The organism is Pseudomonas sp. NPDC089547 (assembly GCF_050280665.1).
In the GTDB taxonomy this organism is placed as follows: domain Bacteria; phylum Pseudomonadota; class Gammaproteobacteria; order Pseudomonadales; family Pseudomonadaceae; genus Aquipseudomonas.
In genome coordinates this window covers 1-16,905 of sequence record NZ_JBNNVS010000068.1, presented here as the reverse complement: position 1 = coordinate 16,905, position 16,905 = coordinate 1, and the positions used below count along the sequence as shown (strand labels likewise).

General features: G+C 61.0%; 17 protein-coding genes and 1 tRNA gene. 9 read left to right on the top strand and 9 right to left on the bottom strand.

Features of this window, described 5'->3' with window-relative positions:
- Window positions 1–216: 216 nt before the first annotated feature.
- Entirely contained in the window at window positions 217–2,646 is a 2,430-nt protein-coding gene (locus tag ACQKPZ_RS26390) for a TonB-dependent siderophore receptor (protein ID WP_427543889.1), read from the top strand.
- An 88-nt stretch (window positions 2,647–2,734) separates the two neighbouring features.
- Here the strand turns inward: ACQKPZ_RS26390 and ACQKPZ_RS26385 are convergent, their stop codons facing one another.
- Window positions 2,735–2,926, bottom strand: a complete 192-nt coding sequence (locus ACQKPZ_RS26385; protein ID WP_046616491.1) for a YhfL family protein — start codon at window positions 2,924–2,926, stop codon at window positions 2,735–2,737.
- A 295-nt stretch (window positions 2,927–3,221) separates the two neighbouring features.
- Here ACQKPZ_RS26385 and ACQKPZ_RS26380 point away from each other — a divergent pair, with 295 nt between their 5' ends.
- Both ACQKPZ_RS26380 and ACQKPZ_RS26375 read left to right on the top strand, forming a co-directional pair.
- Complete coding sequence (locus ACQKPZ_RS26380) at window positions 3,222–3,566, top strand: hypothetical protein (RefSeq protein ID WP_391126958.1); 345 nt, start codon at window positions 3,222–3,224, stop codon at window positions 3,564–3,566.
- A gap of 108 nt (window positions 3,567–3,674) precedes the next feature.
- Window positions 3,675–4,292 carry a LysE family transporter gene (locus tag ACQKPZ_RS26375; RefSeq protein WP_391126961.1) on the top strand — a complete coding sequence of 206 codons (618 nt, stop codon included), beginning with the start codon at window positions 3,675–3,677 and terminating at the stop codon, window positions 4,290–4,292.
- Window positions 4,293–4,370: 78 nt separating this feature from the next.
- Here the strand turns inward: ACQKPZ_RS26375 and ACQKPZ_RS26370 are convergent, their stop codons facing one another.
- Genes ACQKPZ_RS26370 through ACQKPZ_RS26360 form a run of 3 tightly spaced genes read right to left on the bottom strand, consistent with a single transcriptional unit; the run spans window position 4,371 to window position 8,357 of the window.
- Window positions 4,371–5,579, bottom strand: coding sequence for a hypothetical protein (locus ACQKPZ_RS26370; protein ID WP_391126964.1), 1,209 nt, complete (start codon window positions 5,577–5,579; stop codon window positions 4,371–4,373).
- A 10-nt stretch (window positions 5,580–5,589) separates the two neighbouring features.
- The gene (locus ACQKPZ_RS26365) at window positions 5,590–7,491 is read right to left on the bottom strand and encodes a hypothetical protein (protein ID WP_427543886.1); all 1,902 of its coding nucleotides are present in this window, start codon (window positions 7,489–7,491) and stop codon (window positions 5,590–5,592) included.
- 8 nt (window positions 7,492–7,499) lie between these two features.
- Window positions 7,500–8,357, bottom strand: a complete 858-nt coding sequence (locus tag ACQKPZ_RS26360; protein WP_427543883.1) for an SH3 domain-containing protein — start codon at window positions 8,355–8,357, stop codon at window positions 7,500–7,502.
- Window positions 8,358–9,982: 1,625 nt separating this feature from the next.
- Between ACQKPZ_RS26360 and ACQKPZ_RS26355 the strand changes: the two genes are divergently transcribed.
- The 4 genes from ACQKPZ_RS26355 (at window position 9,983) to ACQKPZ_RS26340 (ending at window position 11,645) form a co-directional block, all read left to right on the top strand.
- Entirely contained in the window at window positions 9,983–10,246 is a 264-nt protein-coding gene (locus ACQKPZ_RS26355; protein ID WP_427543880.1) for a hypothetical protein, read from the top strand.
- Between the two features lie 137 nt (window positions 10,247–10,383).
- Window positions 10,384–10,656 (top strand): DUF3077 domain-containing protein, encoded by a 273-nt coding sequence (locus tag ACQKPZ_RS26350; protein WP_427543877.1) that lies wholly within the window; start codon window positions 10,384–10,386, stop codon window positions 10,654–10,656.
- 336 nt (window positions 10,657–10,992) lie between these two features.
- Window positions 10,993–11,301 carry a type II toxin-antitoxin system RelE/ParE family toxin gene (locus tag ACQKPZ_RS26345; RefSeq protein WP_427543874.1) on the top strand — a complete coding sequence of 103 codons (309 nt, stop codon included), beginning with the start codon at window positions 10,993–10,995 and terminating at the stop codon, window positions 11,299–11,301.
- On the top strand, window positions 11,298–11,645 hold the full coding sequence (locus tag ACQKPZ_RS26340) for an addiction module antidote protein (RefSeq protein ID WP_427543871.1): 348 nt from the start codon (window positions 11,298–11,300) through the stop codon (window positions 11,643–11,645). The genes ACQKPZ_RS26345 and ACQKPZ_RS26340 overlap by 4 nt, the downstream gene beginning before the upstream one ends.
- 98 nt (window positions 11,646–11,743) lie before the next feature.
- Here the strand turns inward: ACQKPZ_RS26340 and ACQKPZ_RS26335 are convergent.
- The 5 genes from ACQKPZ_RS26335 to dapA all read right to left on the bottom strand — a co-directional run bounded on the left by ACQKPZ_RS26335 (window position 11,744) and on the right by dapA (window position 15,449).
- A tRNA-Ser gene (locus ACQKPZ_RS26335) sits at window positions 11,744–11,833 on the bottom strand.
- Window positions 11,834–11,924: 91 nt separating this feature from the next.
- Window positions 11,925–12,635, bottom strand: coding sequence for a phosphoribosylaminoimidazolesuccinocarboxamide synthase (purC, locus tag ACQKPZ_RS26330; RefSeq protein ID WP_011535129.1), 711 nt, complete (start codon window positions 12,633–12,635; stop codon window positions 11,925–11,927).
- 30 nt (window positions 12,636–12,665) lie between these two features.
- Window positions 12,666–13,424: an MBL fold metallo-hydrolase gene (locus ACQKPZ_RS26325; RefSeq protein ID WP_427543868.1), complete on the bottom strand. Its 759-nt coding sequence runs from the start codon at window positions 13,422–13,424 to the stop codon at window positions 12,666–12,668.
- A complete protein-coding gene (gene bamC, locus ACQKPZ_RS26320) occupies window positions 13,425–14,546 on the bottom strand; it encodes an outer membrane protein assembly factor BamC (RefSeq protein WP_391127007.1) in 1,122 nt (373 codons plus the stop codon). It abuts the gene before it with no gap.
- 15 nt (window positions 14,547–14,561) lie between these two features.
- A complete protein-coding gene (dapA, locus tag ACQKPZ_RS26315; protein WP_403199401.1) occupies window positions 14,562–15,449 on the bottom strand; it encodes a 4-hydroxy-tetrahydrodipicolinate synthase in 888 nt (295 codons plus the stop codon).
- Window positions 15,450–15,708: 259 nt separating this feature from the next.
- Here dapA and ACQKPZ_RS26310 point away from each other — a divergent pair, with 259 nt between their 5' ends.
- Window positions 15,709–16,269 carry a glycine cleavage system protein R gene (locus tag ACQKPZ_RS26310; protein ID WP_003254741.1) on the top strand — a complete coding sequence of 187 codons (561 nt, stop codon included), beginning with the start codon at window positions 15,709–15,711 and terminating at the stop codon, window positions 16,267–16,269.
- A 10-nt stretch (window positions 16,270–16,279) separates the two neighbouring features.
- Entirely contained in the window at window positions 16,280–16,753 is a 474-nt protein-coding gene (locus tag ACQKPZ_RS26305; RefSeq protein ID WP_427543865.1) for a peroxiredoxin, read from the top strand.
- The last annotated feature ends 152 nt before the right edge of the window (window positions 16,754–16,905 follow it).

The window sequence follows — 16,905 nt, the reverse complement described above, 5'->3', positions numbered from 1 at the left end:
GGCTGCGTAGCAGCCCCAGGGTTTCAGCACAGCGGCACAAATTGCCGGGGCTGCTGCGCAGCCCATCGCGACACAAGGCCGCTCCTACAAGGGCCAGCGCAAGCCTGATTGTTGTGCAAGGCAAAAAAACCTGCCCATCCGGTTCCCTTTTTCCAATCTCGTTCGGTTAACCCGGCATAGCCCTCCCAACTCACCCTTTCGACTCCAGAGACCCGCATGCCGACGCCCTTCCAACCCGCGCTTCGCCTGGCGCTTGCCGCGCCCCTTTCGCTGTGTGCCGCCGCACCGCTGATGTTGCCGGCCACCCCGGCCTACGCCGAACAGGCCGCCGAAACGACCTTCAACATTGCACCCGGCTCGCTCGCCAGCGCCCTCAACCAGTTCAGCAGCCAGGCCGGCATTTACCTGGCCGGCAGCAACGAACTGGCCGCGGGCAAGACCAGCCGGGGCCTGCAAGGCCGCTACAGCGTCGCCCAAGGCCTGGCGCGGCTGCTACAGGGCAGCGGCCTGCAAGCGGTACCGCAAGGCAGCGCAGGCTACGTGTTGCAGCCACTGGCCGATGGCACCGCGTTGCAGCTGGACGCCACTTCGATCAACGCCGCCGCCCTGCTCGCCAGCAACGGCCAGGGCGACAGCGGCTACCGCGCCGTTGCCAGTAGCACGGCGAGCAAGACCAGCAGCGCCCTGGCCGACACCCCGCGCTCGGTTTCGGTGGTAACCCGCCAGCGCATGGATGACCAGCAATCGCAAACCCTCACCGAGGTGCTGGGCTATGTGCCAGGTATTTTCTCCCCGCCGTTTGCCGGCGGTGATGGCCAGGCAGGTGACCTGTTCTTCATCCGTGGCTTCAACGCCACCGACTACGGCTATGGCCTGTTGCGCGATGGCCTGCGGGTGCAGGGCAACCGCTACGACACCAGCAGCGAGCCCTACGGCCTGGAGCGGGTCGAAGTATTCCGCGGGCCGACCTCGATCCTGTATGGCGAGAACGCCCCCGGTGGCGTGGTCAACCTGGTCAGCAAGCGGCCTACCGCCGAGGCACGCGGCGAAGTGCAACTGAGCTACGGCTCGCACAACCGCCGCCAGCTTGGCGTGGACGTTTCCGGCCCGCTGAACGATGAAGGCAATGTACTTGGCCGCCTGGTAATGATGGGCCGCAAGTCCGATACCCAGATCGAGCACCAGCCCGATGACCGCCTGTACATCGCGCCTTCGCTGACCCTGAACTTCGATGACTTCAACAGCCTGACAGTGCTGGCCACCTACCAGCGCGACCGCACCCTGATGGAACTGGGCTTCCCTGCGGCCGGCACCTTGTTGCACAACCCCAACGGCAAGATCGACAAGGACCAGTTGTCCGGCAACCCGGACTGGGACAACTTCGAGCGGGAAACCTGGAGCCTGGGCTACGAGTTCAGCCACCAGTTCAACGACACCTGGCAGTTCCGCCAGAACTCGCGCTACATGCAATCGCGCATCGACCGCCAGGAAATGTGGCCGGGCAACCTGAACAACGGCGGCTTCGGTACCACCCTGAGCAACCAGGCCTACGACCGCTACAACAAGTCCATCGCCTACTCACTGGACAACCAGTTCGAAGGCCACTTCACCAGTGGCGCGTTCGACCACACCTTCCTGGTGGGGGCGAGCCTGGACCGCACCTCGTTCAACCAGGACTGGGATGCTGGCAACGGCGGTACCATCAACGTGTTCGACCCGGTCTGGAACGGCAAGCCCACTACACCCTTCCACGTCCAGAATGCCTTGCTCGAACAGACCATGTATGGCCTCTACAGCCAGCTACAAACCAAGGTCGACAACTGGGTACTGTTGCTGGGCGGTCGCCTGGACCGGGTCAACAGCCAGTTCCGCAACAAAGCCGGCACCCTCAATGCGCAGGCCGACATGGACAGCTGGGACAGCAAGTTCACCTGGCAGACCGGGGTGATGTACCAGTTCGAAAACGGCCTGTCGCCGTACTTCAGCTACTCCACCGCGTTTGCCCCGACCCAGCAGACCGAAAGCAAGAACGGCCCACTGGACCCGACCACCAGCGAGCAGTATGAAGTGGGCATCAAGTACGAACCCAAAGGCTGGAACACTGCCTTTACCGCGTCGGTGTACGACCTGCGCAAGAAGGACGACGTGATTTTCGAGGGCGGCGACTACCGCCAGGTCGGTGCCAGCCGGGCCAAGGGTGTGGAGCTTGAGCTGAACAGCGACCTGAGCGAAAACCTCAACGTGACTGCCGCGTACACCTACACCGATTCGCGCGTCACCAAGGATATTGCCGGGTCGCTGCTTGAAGACCACCAGATGACCGGCGTGCCGCGTAACCAGGCCTCGGTATGGAGTACCTACCGCTTCCGTGACGGGTTGCTCAAAGGCCTGCAGATCGGTGGCGGCGTGCGTCACTTCGACAGCACCTTCGCCTATACCCCGGCCAGCCTGTACGGCAAGCTGGATAGCGGTGATGTGACGCTGGTGGATGCCAAGGTCGGCTATGAAATCGACGAAAACTGGTCGGTCGAGGTCAATGCCCGCAACCTGTTCGACAAGGAGTATGTGGCAGGCTGCAACAACGCCGGGCGTTGCTACTGGGGTGAAGAGCGCACGCTGCTGGGTACGGTGTCGCTGCGCTGGTAAGTAGCCCATCAACAAAAACCCCCGGCCATCTACATGACCGGGGGCCTTGGATCACGCCGCGAACGTCGCGATCAGGGTACCGCCAAGATTACTGCTGCTGAGGCAGTTTATCGATCGGGCCGCAGCCACCGATGATCTTGGAGATGGAAACCGAAGGGTGGAACAGGTAGTCGTACGAGCAGTTTTTCGGTTGGTTGTAAACCTGGCCAGTGCAACCCGACAGCAGGGCAACACCCGAAACGACAGCAACGGCTACGGTGGCCTTGAACAGCTTTTTCATTACTAAGTCCTTTAAATGAATCATCTTCGGCCATCGTCTGATGGCGGCGGGATGATACCGGACCTGAGTATTGGATCCAAGTCGCGAGTAGCACAAGTTCGTTGCAGTCGTGCAACAACAAGTTGCTGTTGCAGGAAACTTCCTGCGCGCGTGAAACGTTTCACAGACCGTAGCAGGTGCCGCCGCCAAAACGTGACGCTGTCTGCATCACGCGTTTGCGCGGTGCAGCCCGGTTTCTATTATTGAAAGCGCAACTGCCACTTCGGCACCCAACTGATTATCAAGGAGCAGCAGCATGGAAGCCTATTTCGCACTGACCACTGCCGATAACGCCCCGGAGTTCATCTTCAAACTGACCGATCAAGCGCGCATCGAAGAAGCCCGCCGGATTTTATCCGGTGAAGAGCAGAGCAGAATCCATGTGCATGGTCGCCTGATCAAACGCCAACAGCCCTACAACCCGCGCTGGAGTTTCTATCTGGACCCAGACACCATCAATTTCTTCGAGGTGGCAATCGAAGTCTGCGATGCCACTACCCAATATGTCGAAGACCACCTTGACGAAGCCGGTGGTGCTTTCCTGCCGGGGGGCCATTGGTGCCCCTGGTCGTCGAAGCTGACCCGCGAGATCAAGGAATGACCTGCTGAACAGGTAATCAGGGCTGCTGTGCAGCCCCACTACCTGACGGGCAAGCGAAAGCAAGATAGTCTTGATACCTGCCTTCGCACTGCCCAACAGGAGTTCCCCATGCTCGGTGTCACCGACTACGGCGCATTCGTCATCGCCTTCATCATTCTTCTGGCCATCCCCGGCCCGGGCAATTTCGCGTTGATCACCGCTACCGGCAAGGGCGGCATCAAGGCTGGGCTGGCCGCGACCTTCGGGGTGATCGTGGGTGACCAGGTACTGCTGTGGCTGGCGGTAGCCGGCGTCGCCACCTTGCTCGCCACCTACCCTGCGGCCTTCCACATCGTGCAATGGGCCGGCGCCGCGTACCTGGCCTACCTGGGCCTGCGCATGCTGCTGAGCAAACCCGGTGACGCGCCGCGGGCCAGCCGCATGGACAATGGCCAGTACCTGCGCCAGACCATGCTGATCACCCTGCTCAACCCCAAGGCGATCATGTTCTACATGGCGTTTTTCCCGCTGTTCATCGACCCGGTGAAGCACCAAGGGCTGGTGACTTTCGGCTTCATGGCTGCGACGGTGGCGGTGATAACGTTCCTGTACGGGTTGATTGCCGTGGTGCTGACGCACCGGCTGGCCGAACGCATGCGCGCCAACCCTCGCATTACCAATATGTTCGAGCGGCTGGCGGGGGCTTGCCTGGTCGGGTTCGGCATCAAGCTGGCAGCGATGCGCTGAAAACGCTGACTCGCAGAATTGAAAAAGCCCCCGGCAACTCATCGTTGCCGGGGGCTTTGTTTTTCAGCCATCAACCCGTCAATTGGTTTCCAGCTCGTACGCCTTGCTTACGAACAACGCCGCAAACAGGCTCTTGCCTTCCTTGAAGGTGTACTGCTCTTCAAACTTGCCATCTTCCACCAGCTTCTGCCCGATGGCACATTCCGAGTCACTGTGGTTCTTGCCCTTGGCACCGAAATCACTGCTCCAGGTCGACAGCCCGACCTGCTCACAGAAGGCAGCGAACTTCGCCTTCGGCACATTCTGCTGGTAGTCGCTGTAAGCCTCTTTCAGCGGTTTGAAGCCGCTGTAGCTCACGCTGTAGTTTTCCACCTTGGCCTTGCGCGCAAAACCACTCACCGCCTCGGCCAATACCGCCTGGCCGGAGTACGAGCTGTAGGCCCCGATCAGCATGGCGCTCAACGCGCTCTTGAGCTGGGTTTCGACATCGTCGAGCTCCGGCAACGACTGGAACTCGGCCTTGCGCACAATCTCACCCACCTTGGAGCCGTCGTTGCGGTGGGTCACGACGAATGCCATCGAGCCTTCGCCGTCACCGGAGCGCTTGAGGGTGAAGTCCACGTCGACCGTGGTGCCGAAATCACCGGTGCTGCTGACCAGGAATGCACCGGTCATCGGCTGACGCACTGCCATGTTGCTACCCCAGTCAAAGTCAGACTGGGTGGCACGCCCATTGGCGGCCAGTTCGGCACGCGGCTGGATCTCGTCGCTGACATCAGACACCAGTACTACTTCGGCGCCCTTGCTGGCAACGAAAGGGTTGCCCATTTGCATGCCAAGCAGCTGAATGTGGATCGTGCCGTCCTTGCTGTCGCCGTCGTGCGCCAGCTTCAGCGCATCGGCCTTCAGGTAGACGCCTGCAACGTTGCCGCTGGCGTTGAGCTGGTACTTGGCCCAGCCGGCCAGGCCTTCTTCCGCCGAGCTACCGCGAACCGACTCCATCAGGCCCGTCAGGCCACGCATGAACTGCTGGGCACCGTTGGTCTGCGCGGCCGCCACGCGGATCTCAGGGTCGGCGACGGTGAGGTTGCCAGAGAACGCCGAGTAGGAAATATCCCCTTCAGATAGCACGTCCTCAAGGAAGTAGCGCTCCTTGAAGTCGTCGTAGTAGGCCATCGCAGCCTTCTTGCCCGAGCTGGAAACCATCGCGTAACCACCGCCGAGCACCAGCACCGCTGCGGCCACACCGCCAATCAGCAGCTGCTTCTTGTTCATCTGTTTGATCATGGTGTTTGCCTCACTGGACCATGGCGGAAGCGTTGTTCCAGTCGTTCACGTACTTTTGGGAGACCTCGGGGGTCCAGCTGAAATCGATACCGGCGTTAGGGAACTCCTTGGCCAGCACGGCGCCGAACGACACGAGGTCGGCACACTTGTCCTGCTTGCACGCCTGCGGCTCGCCCGCGGTGTAGGCCCGGTAAGTCGGCACGGCGCGGCCATCGTCCAGCGGGTAGTACGGCGTGGCGTTGGCCACTTGGGCCACGTACCAGCCTTCGCTGTATTCCTCGTCTGCCACCAGGCGGCCCTTGCTCGGGAAGTCGATGGCGTAGAAGTCGCCCTGCTTGCCGGTGACATGCACCATCATTGGCGCTACGCGGGCCGAGGTTGCCGGGTTTTGCTGCTCCAGCGGCGAAGCGAAGCGCACCTTGATGCCGGCCATTTGTGCCAGGGCTTCGGTTTCGCGCCCTTTGAACTCGCTCATGCCGTCTTGCAGTTGCTGGTAGCGCTCCAGCACACGGGTGTGGACGCGGGCCAGTTCCTGTTGACGCTGACGCGCCTCGCGCACGCGCTGCTCTTCGCGCTGAACAGCCCAGTTCGCGCCATCGCGCACATCGAAGAACAAGCCTTGGCGGTTGATGCCGATGCGGTTGCGGGTGATCTTTTGCGCGTCGTTACCCCACATGTTGTTCGTGATAGCCGCAATGTCCTTGACGATGAGCAGGTTGGCCACATCGGTGGTGGTCGGCGAGGTGGTCTTGATCAGGTCAAAGATTTCCAGCGCGGCTTCCTTGTACTTGGCCGCGTCCAGGGCAAACGACTCGTCCGGGGTTACCGCCACGTAGTAAGGGTCGCTGCCGAATGGACGGCGCACGCCGTAGCTGCTACGGGTGAAGGTGAGGTAGACCTTCATCTGCCGGCTGGGGATCTCACCCACCAGGAATGCGGCCTGGTCAGCTTCGCCCGTGAGGTAGGAAACGGCCTTGTCCTTGACCGCTGGCTCGAAGACCTTGTTGAAGATCAAGCCGCTCGGGTGAACGTATACGCGGTTCCAGTTATCGCCACGGTAGGTACCCACGGCCTTCCAGCTGATTTTTTCGAAGTTGCCTTCGCCAAAGCCGGACGCCGGGCACGGCATGGCCGGGGTGGTGCCGAACGACAGGGTGTCACCGTTGCTGATGATCTCGCGGCTGAGTACCCATTTGCAGCCGGTACCATCCGTTACCTGCATCAGGTTGCGGTTCTCCAGGACCACGGAACGGCCGAAGTCCGAGGTGGGGGCTGCGGCTACTGCGGCGGCAGGGGCCGCGACGGGCGGAGCGACAGGTGCTGCGGCCGGGGTTTCAGCTGCTGGTGCTGGTGCTTGTGCTGGTGCGGGCTCTGCGGCAACGGCCGGCGCTGGAGCAGGAGCAGGAGCAGGAGCTGCTTCTACTTTCGCGGGTGCTGATTCAACTACCGCAGGAGCTGGCTCAGGCGCTGGGGCTGGAGCATCGGCCGCCGGGGCTTCCGCTGGCTCTGGTGCTGCTTGTGCTGCTGGTGCAGCCGGAGCAGGTGCAGGGGCAGCAGCGACAGCGGCAGGTGCAGCGGCCAGGGTCACCAGCCCCAGGTTGCTGGCATTGCCCGAGCCGCTGGCGTACAGGTTGCCCTTGGCATCGACCGCCTTCCAGCTCACCTTGGCCGTCGAGCAGTCCTTGGCGAACACGAAGGGCAGCTTGGTCAGCAGGCCCGACAGCAGCTCCTGGTTATCCCAGGCCGGGCGGGTGATGGTCAGGTCGACCTGGGGTTTGCACCAGGTGGTGGCATCCCCAGGCACTTCGACCTTGATGTTGTCTTTCTTGGAAAAGGCCAGCTCGTGGGCGAACGCCTGTGGTACCAGACCACAAGCGCCGATCACGGCCAGCGCGAGCGCGTGCTTTTTCATGGAGTTCCTCAGATCAGTTCCCAGGTGCCGTTGGCTTGTTTGCAGAAGGTGTTCTGCTCTTGCTCGGTCTTGCCGCTTTGCGACTTCAGGTTGACCGTGACCGGGCGGCAGGCGGCTTCGGCAGCGACCGTTTCGGTAGGCAGCGACTGCACCGAATCCAGGTCGAAGCCCTGGGTTTCCTTGCTGGCCGCAACGTCCAGCTCGTCCAGGTTCACCGCCGGGGTCACGCGCTTGGCCACGGCTTGCGCCTTGGGTTCGACGTAGTTCTTGTGCACATAGCCAACGGTTACACCCTTGCGACCGACCAGGATCCAGTCACCGCTGGAGCCAACGGCTGTGAACTCTGTGTGGTTTTTCAGGCTGCCGACCTTTTCACCGTTCTGGTTGGGTGCGGCGCGCACGTTCAGGTTGTCGCTGATGGTCACGTACGGTTCGTTGAGCAGCTTCATCGACGGCACCGCCTGGATCTTCGGTGCACGCTTCACCTCGACCTTCTTGGTCTGGGTGTATTCCTTGCCCGGCACGATCTGCGCGGTGGCGCCCGAGTGGTCGGATGTCCAGGTCACCGGCTGGGCGCTGGCGGTGGTCTGCTGGCTCAACACTTCCTGGGTGCGCAGCGCCAGGGCTTGCTGGTCCTTCTCGTCCAGCATGTGGCCGATGCGGTTGCCCACGTAGGCACCGATGCCACCTGCAATCAGGGCCGCGGCGATCTTGCCGTTGCCACTGCCCATGGTCGAGCCGATGGCCACACCGGCCAGGCCACCGATTACGGTGCCCGCTTGCTCTTTGCTGATCCCGAGCTGTGCACAGGCCGTGGTAGAGGCGATGGCGACCGCCAGAAGGGACGCGACGAATTTCTTACGCAAGTGGAGCACTCCATTTTCGGTGGGGCGCACAGCCGCGTACCGCAGCCAAGGGTTGGCGGCAGCATTCGACGTTGTGCGGGGTTTTCAGAGAGGGTGCAGCACTGGCCGCAGACGGCAATTCAGCCGTCCAGCGAGGGGCGCAGGGGGAGACCAGTACGGCGCAAAGCATCCAACGAATCCATGTCAGGAAGAGTTCATCGCCCAGCGCGCGTAATCATTACGGCGTATGGCCTGGGCGTGAGTGGCGTATTAGAGGAGCGCATTGTAGCGCAAGGTGCCATTGGCAGTTCAAGACAAAATGTTGCGAAGGGACCGATCTGCTCCGAGCTCATGCACCGAGCTTAGAGCTAATCTGCATTGGCCTAGTCGTAGTCCTTTTCTGAATCCAGCGCACAGCCTTGCTAAGCCATTGCAGGCGAGTGGAGCGCCCCTTAGTCTCGGTCGATATCAGCCAGATCAAGACCGACTGTGAGGGCCTCCACAGCTAAGGATCAGGATTTTTTGTCAGTATTGCCCACCCCTGTCTCCATCCTGGACTACGCAAGTCTGGATAAAGACCAATGTGTGCCGCACCCGAGCACAGGGGCGCTTAGCTACGGGCAAATAGAACCCTACAGCAGTCGTAACCTGTCCTTGCCCGGCGGCGAAATCTACCTGCGAGTGGGTAAGCATTTTGGTTACAGCAGCGGATTTGGTGTAAACCACATATGGACGGGACATGCCCACGAACTACCCAAATGGGGCTGCAAACGTATTGAGGACGTACCTGCATTCGTAGCTGCCATCATCAGCCCAGGCGCTCAGGTCCTGTGCGAATTTCACCAAACAAGAGATGGGTACCGGCTAGCGATAGTGCGTGGTTCCAGGGGATGTGCAGTGCTATCGCCGCAAGTCGATAATTGCGGCGTCAATCATTACTCGGTAGTCACTGCCTACAAAGTGCATCGCGGTCGCGACGCCACGAGGGTCGGTACGCTGAAAGCAAAAAAGGCACCATAGGTGCCTTTCGGGAAATCATGAGGGCTGGTAGTCGAAGCGCTTGCTTAGCACGTCCAGAAACACACCTGGAAGGGGTCGGAAGCTAACCACTGTTGCCGGTTACCGCTACCGTACGAGTGGCGACTCGCACAATCCACACTAACCCGCCTATATCGCCATGAACCGGATCAGCCCTGCTCTTATTGAGCCCTCGCGAGCAATTTTGGGGAATGCCGGTGCATCCGTCAACCGTTTTGCGCCGCCGGTCCAAGGCGAAGCGGTTACTAAACGCACAGGGTCAAATGCCCTCGAAATCTGCCGGTTTTCGCGATAAGGCCCCGCCCTACAACAAAAAGCTCGGAAATGTCCCCTTCCTTGTAGGCCGTTTCCCAAACATACTGCCAAACCGCTCAAACGCTTGCGACGTATTGTGTCGCGCTCTAGTCTCGGCTTGTCGTTGCCATCCAACGACCGGCTTTGACAGGCCGACAACTCTCCGTGCACGTACATCCGTTATGGCGGCAGTACGTGGGGCACCTTGTGTGCGCCGAGTCTCCGGAGTCCTCGGTCTGTCAACCCGCGTACCGCTGCCACCCCTCTTGTTTGACAGCAAGTCCGTAGCAGCCCGACTGACTCTGGAGTTACTTATGCGCAAGATGGTCCCCGATCCACCCCACTCCCTCGATTCAACCCAAGTACTGCAAGACACCCTCGTCCAGTCCTCAGAGTACGTACTCTGCGCCCTGTCCGTGGCCCGCCAGTCGGTGCAACTCAAGCCCACTGCCCACAGCTCGATCGTGATGCAGGCCGTGATCCATGAAATGGAGGCGGTACAGAGTCTGGTCGAGTCGGCCTTGATGCAATTACAGATGCGGCCGCATTTACCTGCAGAGCCTTACACCTTGCATTAGCAGGCCCGGCCTCTTCGCGGGCGCGCCCGCTCCCACAGGGACTCCATAACCTTCAAGCACTGCACCGTACCTGTGGGAGCGGGCAAGCCCGCGAAGAGGCCAGCCCAGACAACCAAGCGTCCAGGGAGATAAAAACAATGCCCACCAACAACACCAGAGAACCCACCACCGTCGGCAAGACCTGCTTCTACCAAGGCGAAAACAACACCCACCCGCTGTTCCGCATCGAAGCCGGCATCCCCTGTCAGGACGCCCGCGAGCAGGCCTCGGAGCTGATGGGCTACGTGCGCGACCTGATCATCACCGGCCTGATGGATGGCGACCAGAAACTGATCTGGGCTTCGCACTACCTGAGTGCGATGGCCAAGGCGCTACTGGATGATGCTGAGTTGGGGATGATGAAAAAATAGGGTGCGAGGAACAGCCCCTGGAAACGTAAAGTATCCCGGGGCTTCACTGATTCGCCTGACCGAGCCTTCAAGTTGGCAGTTGGAGTACGACATTCTCCACCGCCATGTAGCCCATTTCCCAAACTTCCGGCAAACCCGCTCTATCCGTTGCCAGCGCTGAGCTCGCGCCCTAGCCTCATCACGTCGTAGCCATTCAAGAGCCGACGATGGGAGCCGAACATCGCTGCAGGCGTATGCACCCGTTACGTAATGGGCAACCCACTCCGGTTACAGAGCAGCAGGCCTCTCGGCCGTTTACTCATCGACAAGGAGTAGCCAGTAGGCTACATTCAATGCATGCCGAATCAGATCGACACAACGACTGAATTTGACGATTGGCTAGATGGCCTAAAAGATCCAATAGGCAGAGGTGCTGTCTCCTTGAGGATTGCCCGAGCAGAAAACGGCAGCTTCGGGGATATCGAATCTGTTGGCGACGGCGTGAGTGAGATGCGCGTGTTCGTCGGCCCCGGATACCGGATCTACTTCGTTCGTACGGGCTCAATCCGCTACCTGATGCTCTACGGTAGCGATAAAACGGATCAACGCAGAGCCATCAAGCGAGCAAAGGAAATTTTAGATGCGTTACGAGGTAAACAACGATGAGCAAAAAACTCACGCCGGAAGACATGCCAATCCTCGACCTGGACTTGAGCAAAACAACACGCTTCGAAGCGTCCCGGTTTCTTGACAGCCCGGAAACCATCGCGGCATTTCTGGCAGAGGCGATGAAGGCAAACGACGCCCAGACTCTGATGCATGCTTTGGGCGAAGTGGCAAAAGCCAAAGGGGTGAACCAGTTTGCGCAAGACGCAGGCGTCAATCGCGAGTCTCTTTATAAAACGTTGAAGGGCGGTGACAAGACCCGCTTCACTACTATTCAGAAACTGATGATTGCCTTAGGTGTAGAACTCACAGTCAAACCGCTCGAGAAGCTCCCGGTTTCTTGATATGACAACCGCGCAACTGCCCTGTTCGTTGTAAGTCACTTAGCGCCCACAACGAAAAAGCCCCTGGAAACTTTCGTTTCCAGGGGCTTGATCTTGTATGGCGGAGAGATAGGGATTTGAACCCTAGGTACTGTTGCCAGTACAACGGATTTCGAATCCGTCCCGTTCGACCACTCCGGCATCTCTCCAATGCCGCGCATCTTACCAGCGTTTTTGTAAAACGCAAATCTTTTTTTCAAAAAAATCGCGTGGTATCAGGCGCTTGCGTGAACGCGCCGCTTACAGCGGTACGCCCAGGCGCTTGGCAACTTCTTCGTAGGCTTCGATCACGTCGCCCAGGCCCTGGCGGAAGCGGTCCTTGTCCATCTTCTTGCGGGTTTCTTTGTCCCACAGGCGGCAGCCGTCCGGGCTGAACTCGTCGCCCAGCACGATCTGGCCGTGGAATACGCCGAACTCCAGCTTGAAGTCGACCAGCAGCAGGCCGGCGTCATCGAACAGCTTGCTCAGCACTTCGTTGACTTTCAGCGACAGCTTTTTCATTTCGACCAGCTGCTCGGCGGTGCCCCAGCCGAACGCAACAACGTGGGATTCGTTGATGAAGGGGTCACCCTTCTCGTCGTTCTTCAGGAACAGTTCGAAGGTGGACGGCTCCAGCTTGATGCCCTCCTCCACGCCCAGGCGCTTGACCAGGCTGCCGGCAGCGTAATTACGCACTACGCATTCGACCGGGATCATGTCCAGCTTCTTCACCAGGCACTCGTTGTCGCCCAGCAGCTTGTCGAACTGGGTCGGCACGCCGGCTTCTTCCAGTTTCTGCATGATGAAGGCGTTGAACTTGTTGTTCACCATGCCTTTGCGGTCGAGTTGTTCGATGCGCTTGCCGTCGAACGCCGAGGTGTCGTTACGGAACAGCAGGATCAAGCGGTCGGCGTCGTCGGTCTTGTAAACCGATTTGGCCTTGCCGCGGTAGAGTTCGTCGCGTTTTTCCATGATTGGGCTCCGCTTGCTTGAGGTGTTGGGCTAGGCGATTTCGCGCCAGTCGAGCCCGTGTTCCTGATTCGCCACCTGGAGCCAGTCCGGGTCGCACCCAAGGGTGTCGACGAAGCACTGGCGGGCCAAGTGTGGCAGGTTGTTCTTGCTGCTGAGGTGGGCCAGCACCAGGTGCTGCAGGTTGTTCCAGCCCAACTCGTGTACCAGGCGCGCAGCCTGGTGATTGTTCAAATGCCCTTGCATGCCACCCACCCGCTGCTTCAAAAAGGCCGGGTAGTGACCGCGTGCCAGCAGGTCGCGGCAGTGGTTGGCCTCGATCAACAGTGCATCCAGGCCCTGGTAACGCTCCAGCAACAGCGCGTCGTACGAACCCAGGTCGGTCAACATGCCAAAGCGCCGCTGGCCATCGCTGATCACGTATTGCAACGGCTCGTAGGCGTCGTGCTCGACCCGCGCTGCGGTCACTTCCAGGCTGCCGATGCGCAGGCTTTCGCCACAAGCGAGAAAACCGGCCACCTCCACCGGCTTGCGCATGCCGCGCAAAGTCCCTTGGCTGAGGTAGACCGGTACATTGTAGCGCCGTGACAGCAAGCCCACCCCATGCACGTGGTCGGCATGTTCGTGGGTCACCAGTACCGCACTGAGCTGGGCTGCCGACACACCGAGCAGCGCCAGGCGCCGCTCGGTTTCGCGCAGGGAAAACCCGCAATCGACCAGGATGAACGTGTCACCACTGGCGATCAGCGTGCCGTTCCCTTGGCTGCCGCTTCCGAGTACCGCGAAGCGCACTTAGCCCAAGTGGTCCTGAATGGCGCTCAGCACGCGGCGGGCGACATCGGCCGGAGCCACGGTGTTGATGTTTTTCTCGACCGTGACCTGCACGCTCTCGCCCACCTTGCTCAGGCGAACCTGATAGCGCTCGGCACGGGCTTCACGCTCTTCCTTGCTTGGCTCGCTGCCGAACATGCGGCTGAAGAAGCCAGGCTGGTTCTGCTTGTCGTCAGGTTTTTCAGACAGGTTGATGTAGTACAGACCCAGGCTGCGGTTGATGTCCTCGACGCGCCACTCGCCACCCTGCTCCAGGGCACGGCCCACACCAGACCAGGCGCGGTCCAGGTCGGCACCCAGGTACAGCACAGGGTTGCCGCTACCGTCTTCGCTCAGGCTGACGCGGCTTGGTGCGTCGAAATCACGTGCGGCCAGCAGCGACACCGAACCGCCCTTCTCGGCGCTGCGGTTCATGCTGGCAAGCATTTCGTCAACCAGCAGGGCATCGGCGCCGGTGTTGCTGGACGTGGACGGGAAACCAGGCTCGGCAGTGCTGCCGGCCGGGCGCTCGACGCTGACCACATACACCTCGGAAGTGTTGCGCTGCACGCCAGGTTCCATGCGCACACGTACGCGCACTTCGCTGTCACCGCTGCTGGCAGTGCTGGCCAGGCGCTGACCGAGCGATGCCGACAGCTCGTCGAAGCGCTGCCAGGTGGTGTTGAATTCACCGGTCTGCGGGCGCTCTTCAGCAATGCGGAAGCCGTTGTCTTCGAAGAACTGACGGGCCACTGGCCACACTTCGGCCGGCGAATGCTGGGCCAGCACCCAACGGCTGCTGCCGCTACGCTGCAGGCTGTAGTCGGTTACCTGGGCAGCACCGCCAGTGAGCGGTTGCGGGCGCGGCACTTCGAACTCGCCTGCGACGTGATCGTCGGCGACGTTACGTGGGATTGGCAGCAGCGGATCAAGGCGCTTGACGTTGCTGGCGTCCGGCGGCAGCTGCATCGGCGCGGTCGGGTGCGCCTGCAGGTAGTCGCTGCCGCGGTCGCGGAAATAGCCATCTTCGCCCCACAGCCAGCCACACCCACTGGTGCTGGAGATAATCAGGGCAAGGGCGGAAAGACCAGCCAGTCGCTTCATGCGGAGTACTTCCTCTTAAACCAGTACGCCGGACTGGCGCAAGGCAGTACGGACTTTTTCGTGACAGCCTTCGCTCAGCCAGGTCAGTGGCAGGCGAATACCCTTTTGCATCAGGCCCATTTCGACGAGCGCCCATTTCACCGGGATCGGGTTGGCTTCGCAGAACAGGTCTTTGTGCAGCGGCATGAGTTTTTCGTTGATTGCGCGGGCCTTCTCGGCATTGCCCTCAAGGGCGGCCTCGCACAGATCGGCCATTTCGCGCGGGGCGACGTTGGCAGTAACAGAGATGTTGCCCTTGCCGCCCATCAGGATCAGCTCGACGGCAGTCGGGTCATCGCCGGACAGGACGATGAAGTCGCTGCTGACGCCATCGAGGATGGCCTTGGCACGGACCAGGTCGCCGGTGGCTTCCTTGATGCCGATGATGTTAGGCACGGTCGACAGGCGGATCACGGTCTCGGCCTGCATGTCGCAGGAGGTGCGGCCGGGTACGTTATAGAGGATCTGCGGAATGTCGACGGCTTCGGCAATGTGCTTGAAGTGCTGGTACAGGCCTTCTTGCGTCGGCTTGTTGTAGTACGGCACCACCAGCAGGCAGGCGTCGGCACCGGCGCTCTTGGCGTTCTGGGTCAGGTGCACGGCTTCGGCAGTGGCGTTGGCACCGGTACCGGCGATGACCGGAACACGGCGGCTGCTGCGCTTGACGCGCTCGACCACGTGCTTGATGACCAGGATGTGTTCTTCGACATCCAGCGTGGCGGACTCACCGGTGGTGCCGACAGCGACGATCGCATGGGTGCCGTTTTCCAGGTGGAAGTCTACAAGTTTGTCGAGGCTGCCCCAGTCCACACGCCCTTGTGCATCCATGGGTGTGACCAATGCCACCATACTGCCCGCAATCATGTAACTGCTCCTGCCGGAAAAAGAGAGCCGTAATGGTACTGGGGGCATCGGCCTTGCACAAGCGAAGCAGGCGGGCGGAGCATTCCCCTCGGCGCCTTATTTCGCTACCCTTGATGCTTTGATCGGTGCAGCGCGGCCCGCCGGGCCGTCGACCTTGCTCCCCGCCAGCGTCCACGACCTCGCATGCGAGCCCCGGGCCCTGCCGACAGGAGGCTTTCGCCCGTCCTGTACCGACCGCTCATCGCTTTAGGAATGCTGCATGTCCACCCCCACCGTCCGCGAACAATTCCTTGTCATCAGTGCCCTGGGCCCAAACCCCATGGAACTGGCCAACGTCCTCAGCCGCGCTGCCTTCGAGAACCGCTGCGCGGTGGTCACCTCGCGCCTGAGCCGCCACGGCGAGACCAGCGCCCTGGTGCTGCAGGTGGGCGGCAGCTGGGACGCCCTTGCACGCCTTGAGTCCACCTTGCCGGGCCTGGGCAAAAAGCACGGCCTGACCCTGGACGTGGTGCGCAGCGCCGACCAGGAAGTACGCCCGCAAGCCCTGCCGTATGTGGCCTACGTCAGCGCCGCCTACCGCCCGGACATCATCAACGAGCTGTGCCAGTTCTTCCTCGACCACCGCGTCGAGCTGGAAGCCATGACCTGCGACACCTACCTGGCCCCGCAGACCGGCAGCAGCATGCTCAACGCCCAGTTCACCGTGATCCTGCCGGCCGGCACCCAGATCAGCTGGTTGCGAGACCAGTTCCTGGACTTTGCCGATGCCCTGAACCTGGACGCGCTGATCGAGCCTTGGCGCCCACAGAACCCCATGTAAGGAAACCACCATGGCTGTAGCACTCGACCAACCCGTCGCCGACTTCCAGGCCCAGGCCACCAGCGGGCAAACCGTCAGCCTGGCCGAGCTCAAGGGCCAGCAGGTGGTGGTGTACTTCTACCCGAAGGACAGCACCCCGGGCTGCACCACCGAGGGCCAGGGCTTCCGTGACCAGCATGACGCCTTTGCCGCCGCCAACACCGTGGTGTTCGGCGTATCGCGTGACGGCATCAAGTCGCACGAGAACTTCAAGGCCAAGCAAGGCTTCCCGTTCGAGCTGATCAGCGACAAGGACGAGGCCCTGTGCCAGCTGTTCGACGTCATCAAGCTTAAGAAGCTGTACGGCAAGGAATACATGGGCGTTGACCGCAGCACCTTCCTGATCGACAAGGACGGTGTGCTGCGTCAGGAATGGCGTGCAGTGAAGGTGCCCGGGCATGTGGATGCCGTGTTGGCGGCTGCCCAGGCCCTGAGCAAGGCTTGAGATTGCCGGGGGCGCTTTGCGCCCCTTTCGCGACACAAGGCCGCTCCTACAAGGGACCGCGATCCCCTGTAGGAGCGGCCTTGCGTCGCGATGGGCTGCAAAGCAGCCCCAAAAACTCCACAGCCACGCACATCCTTCAGTCAATCATCATC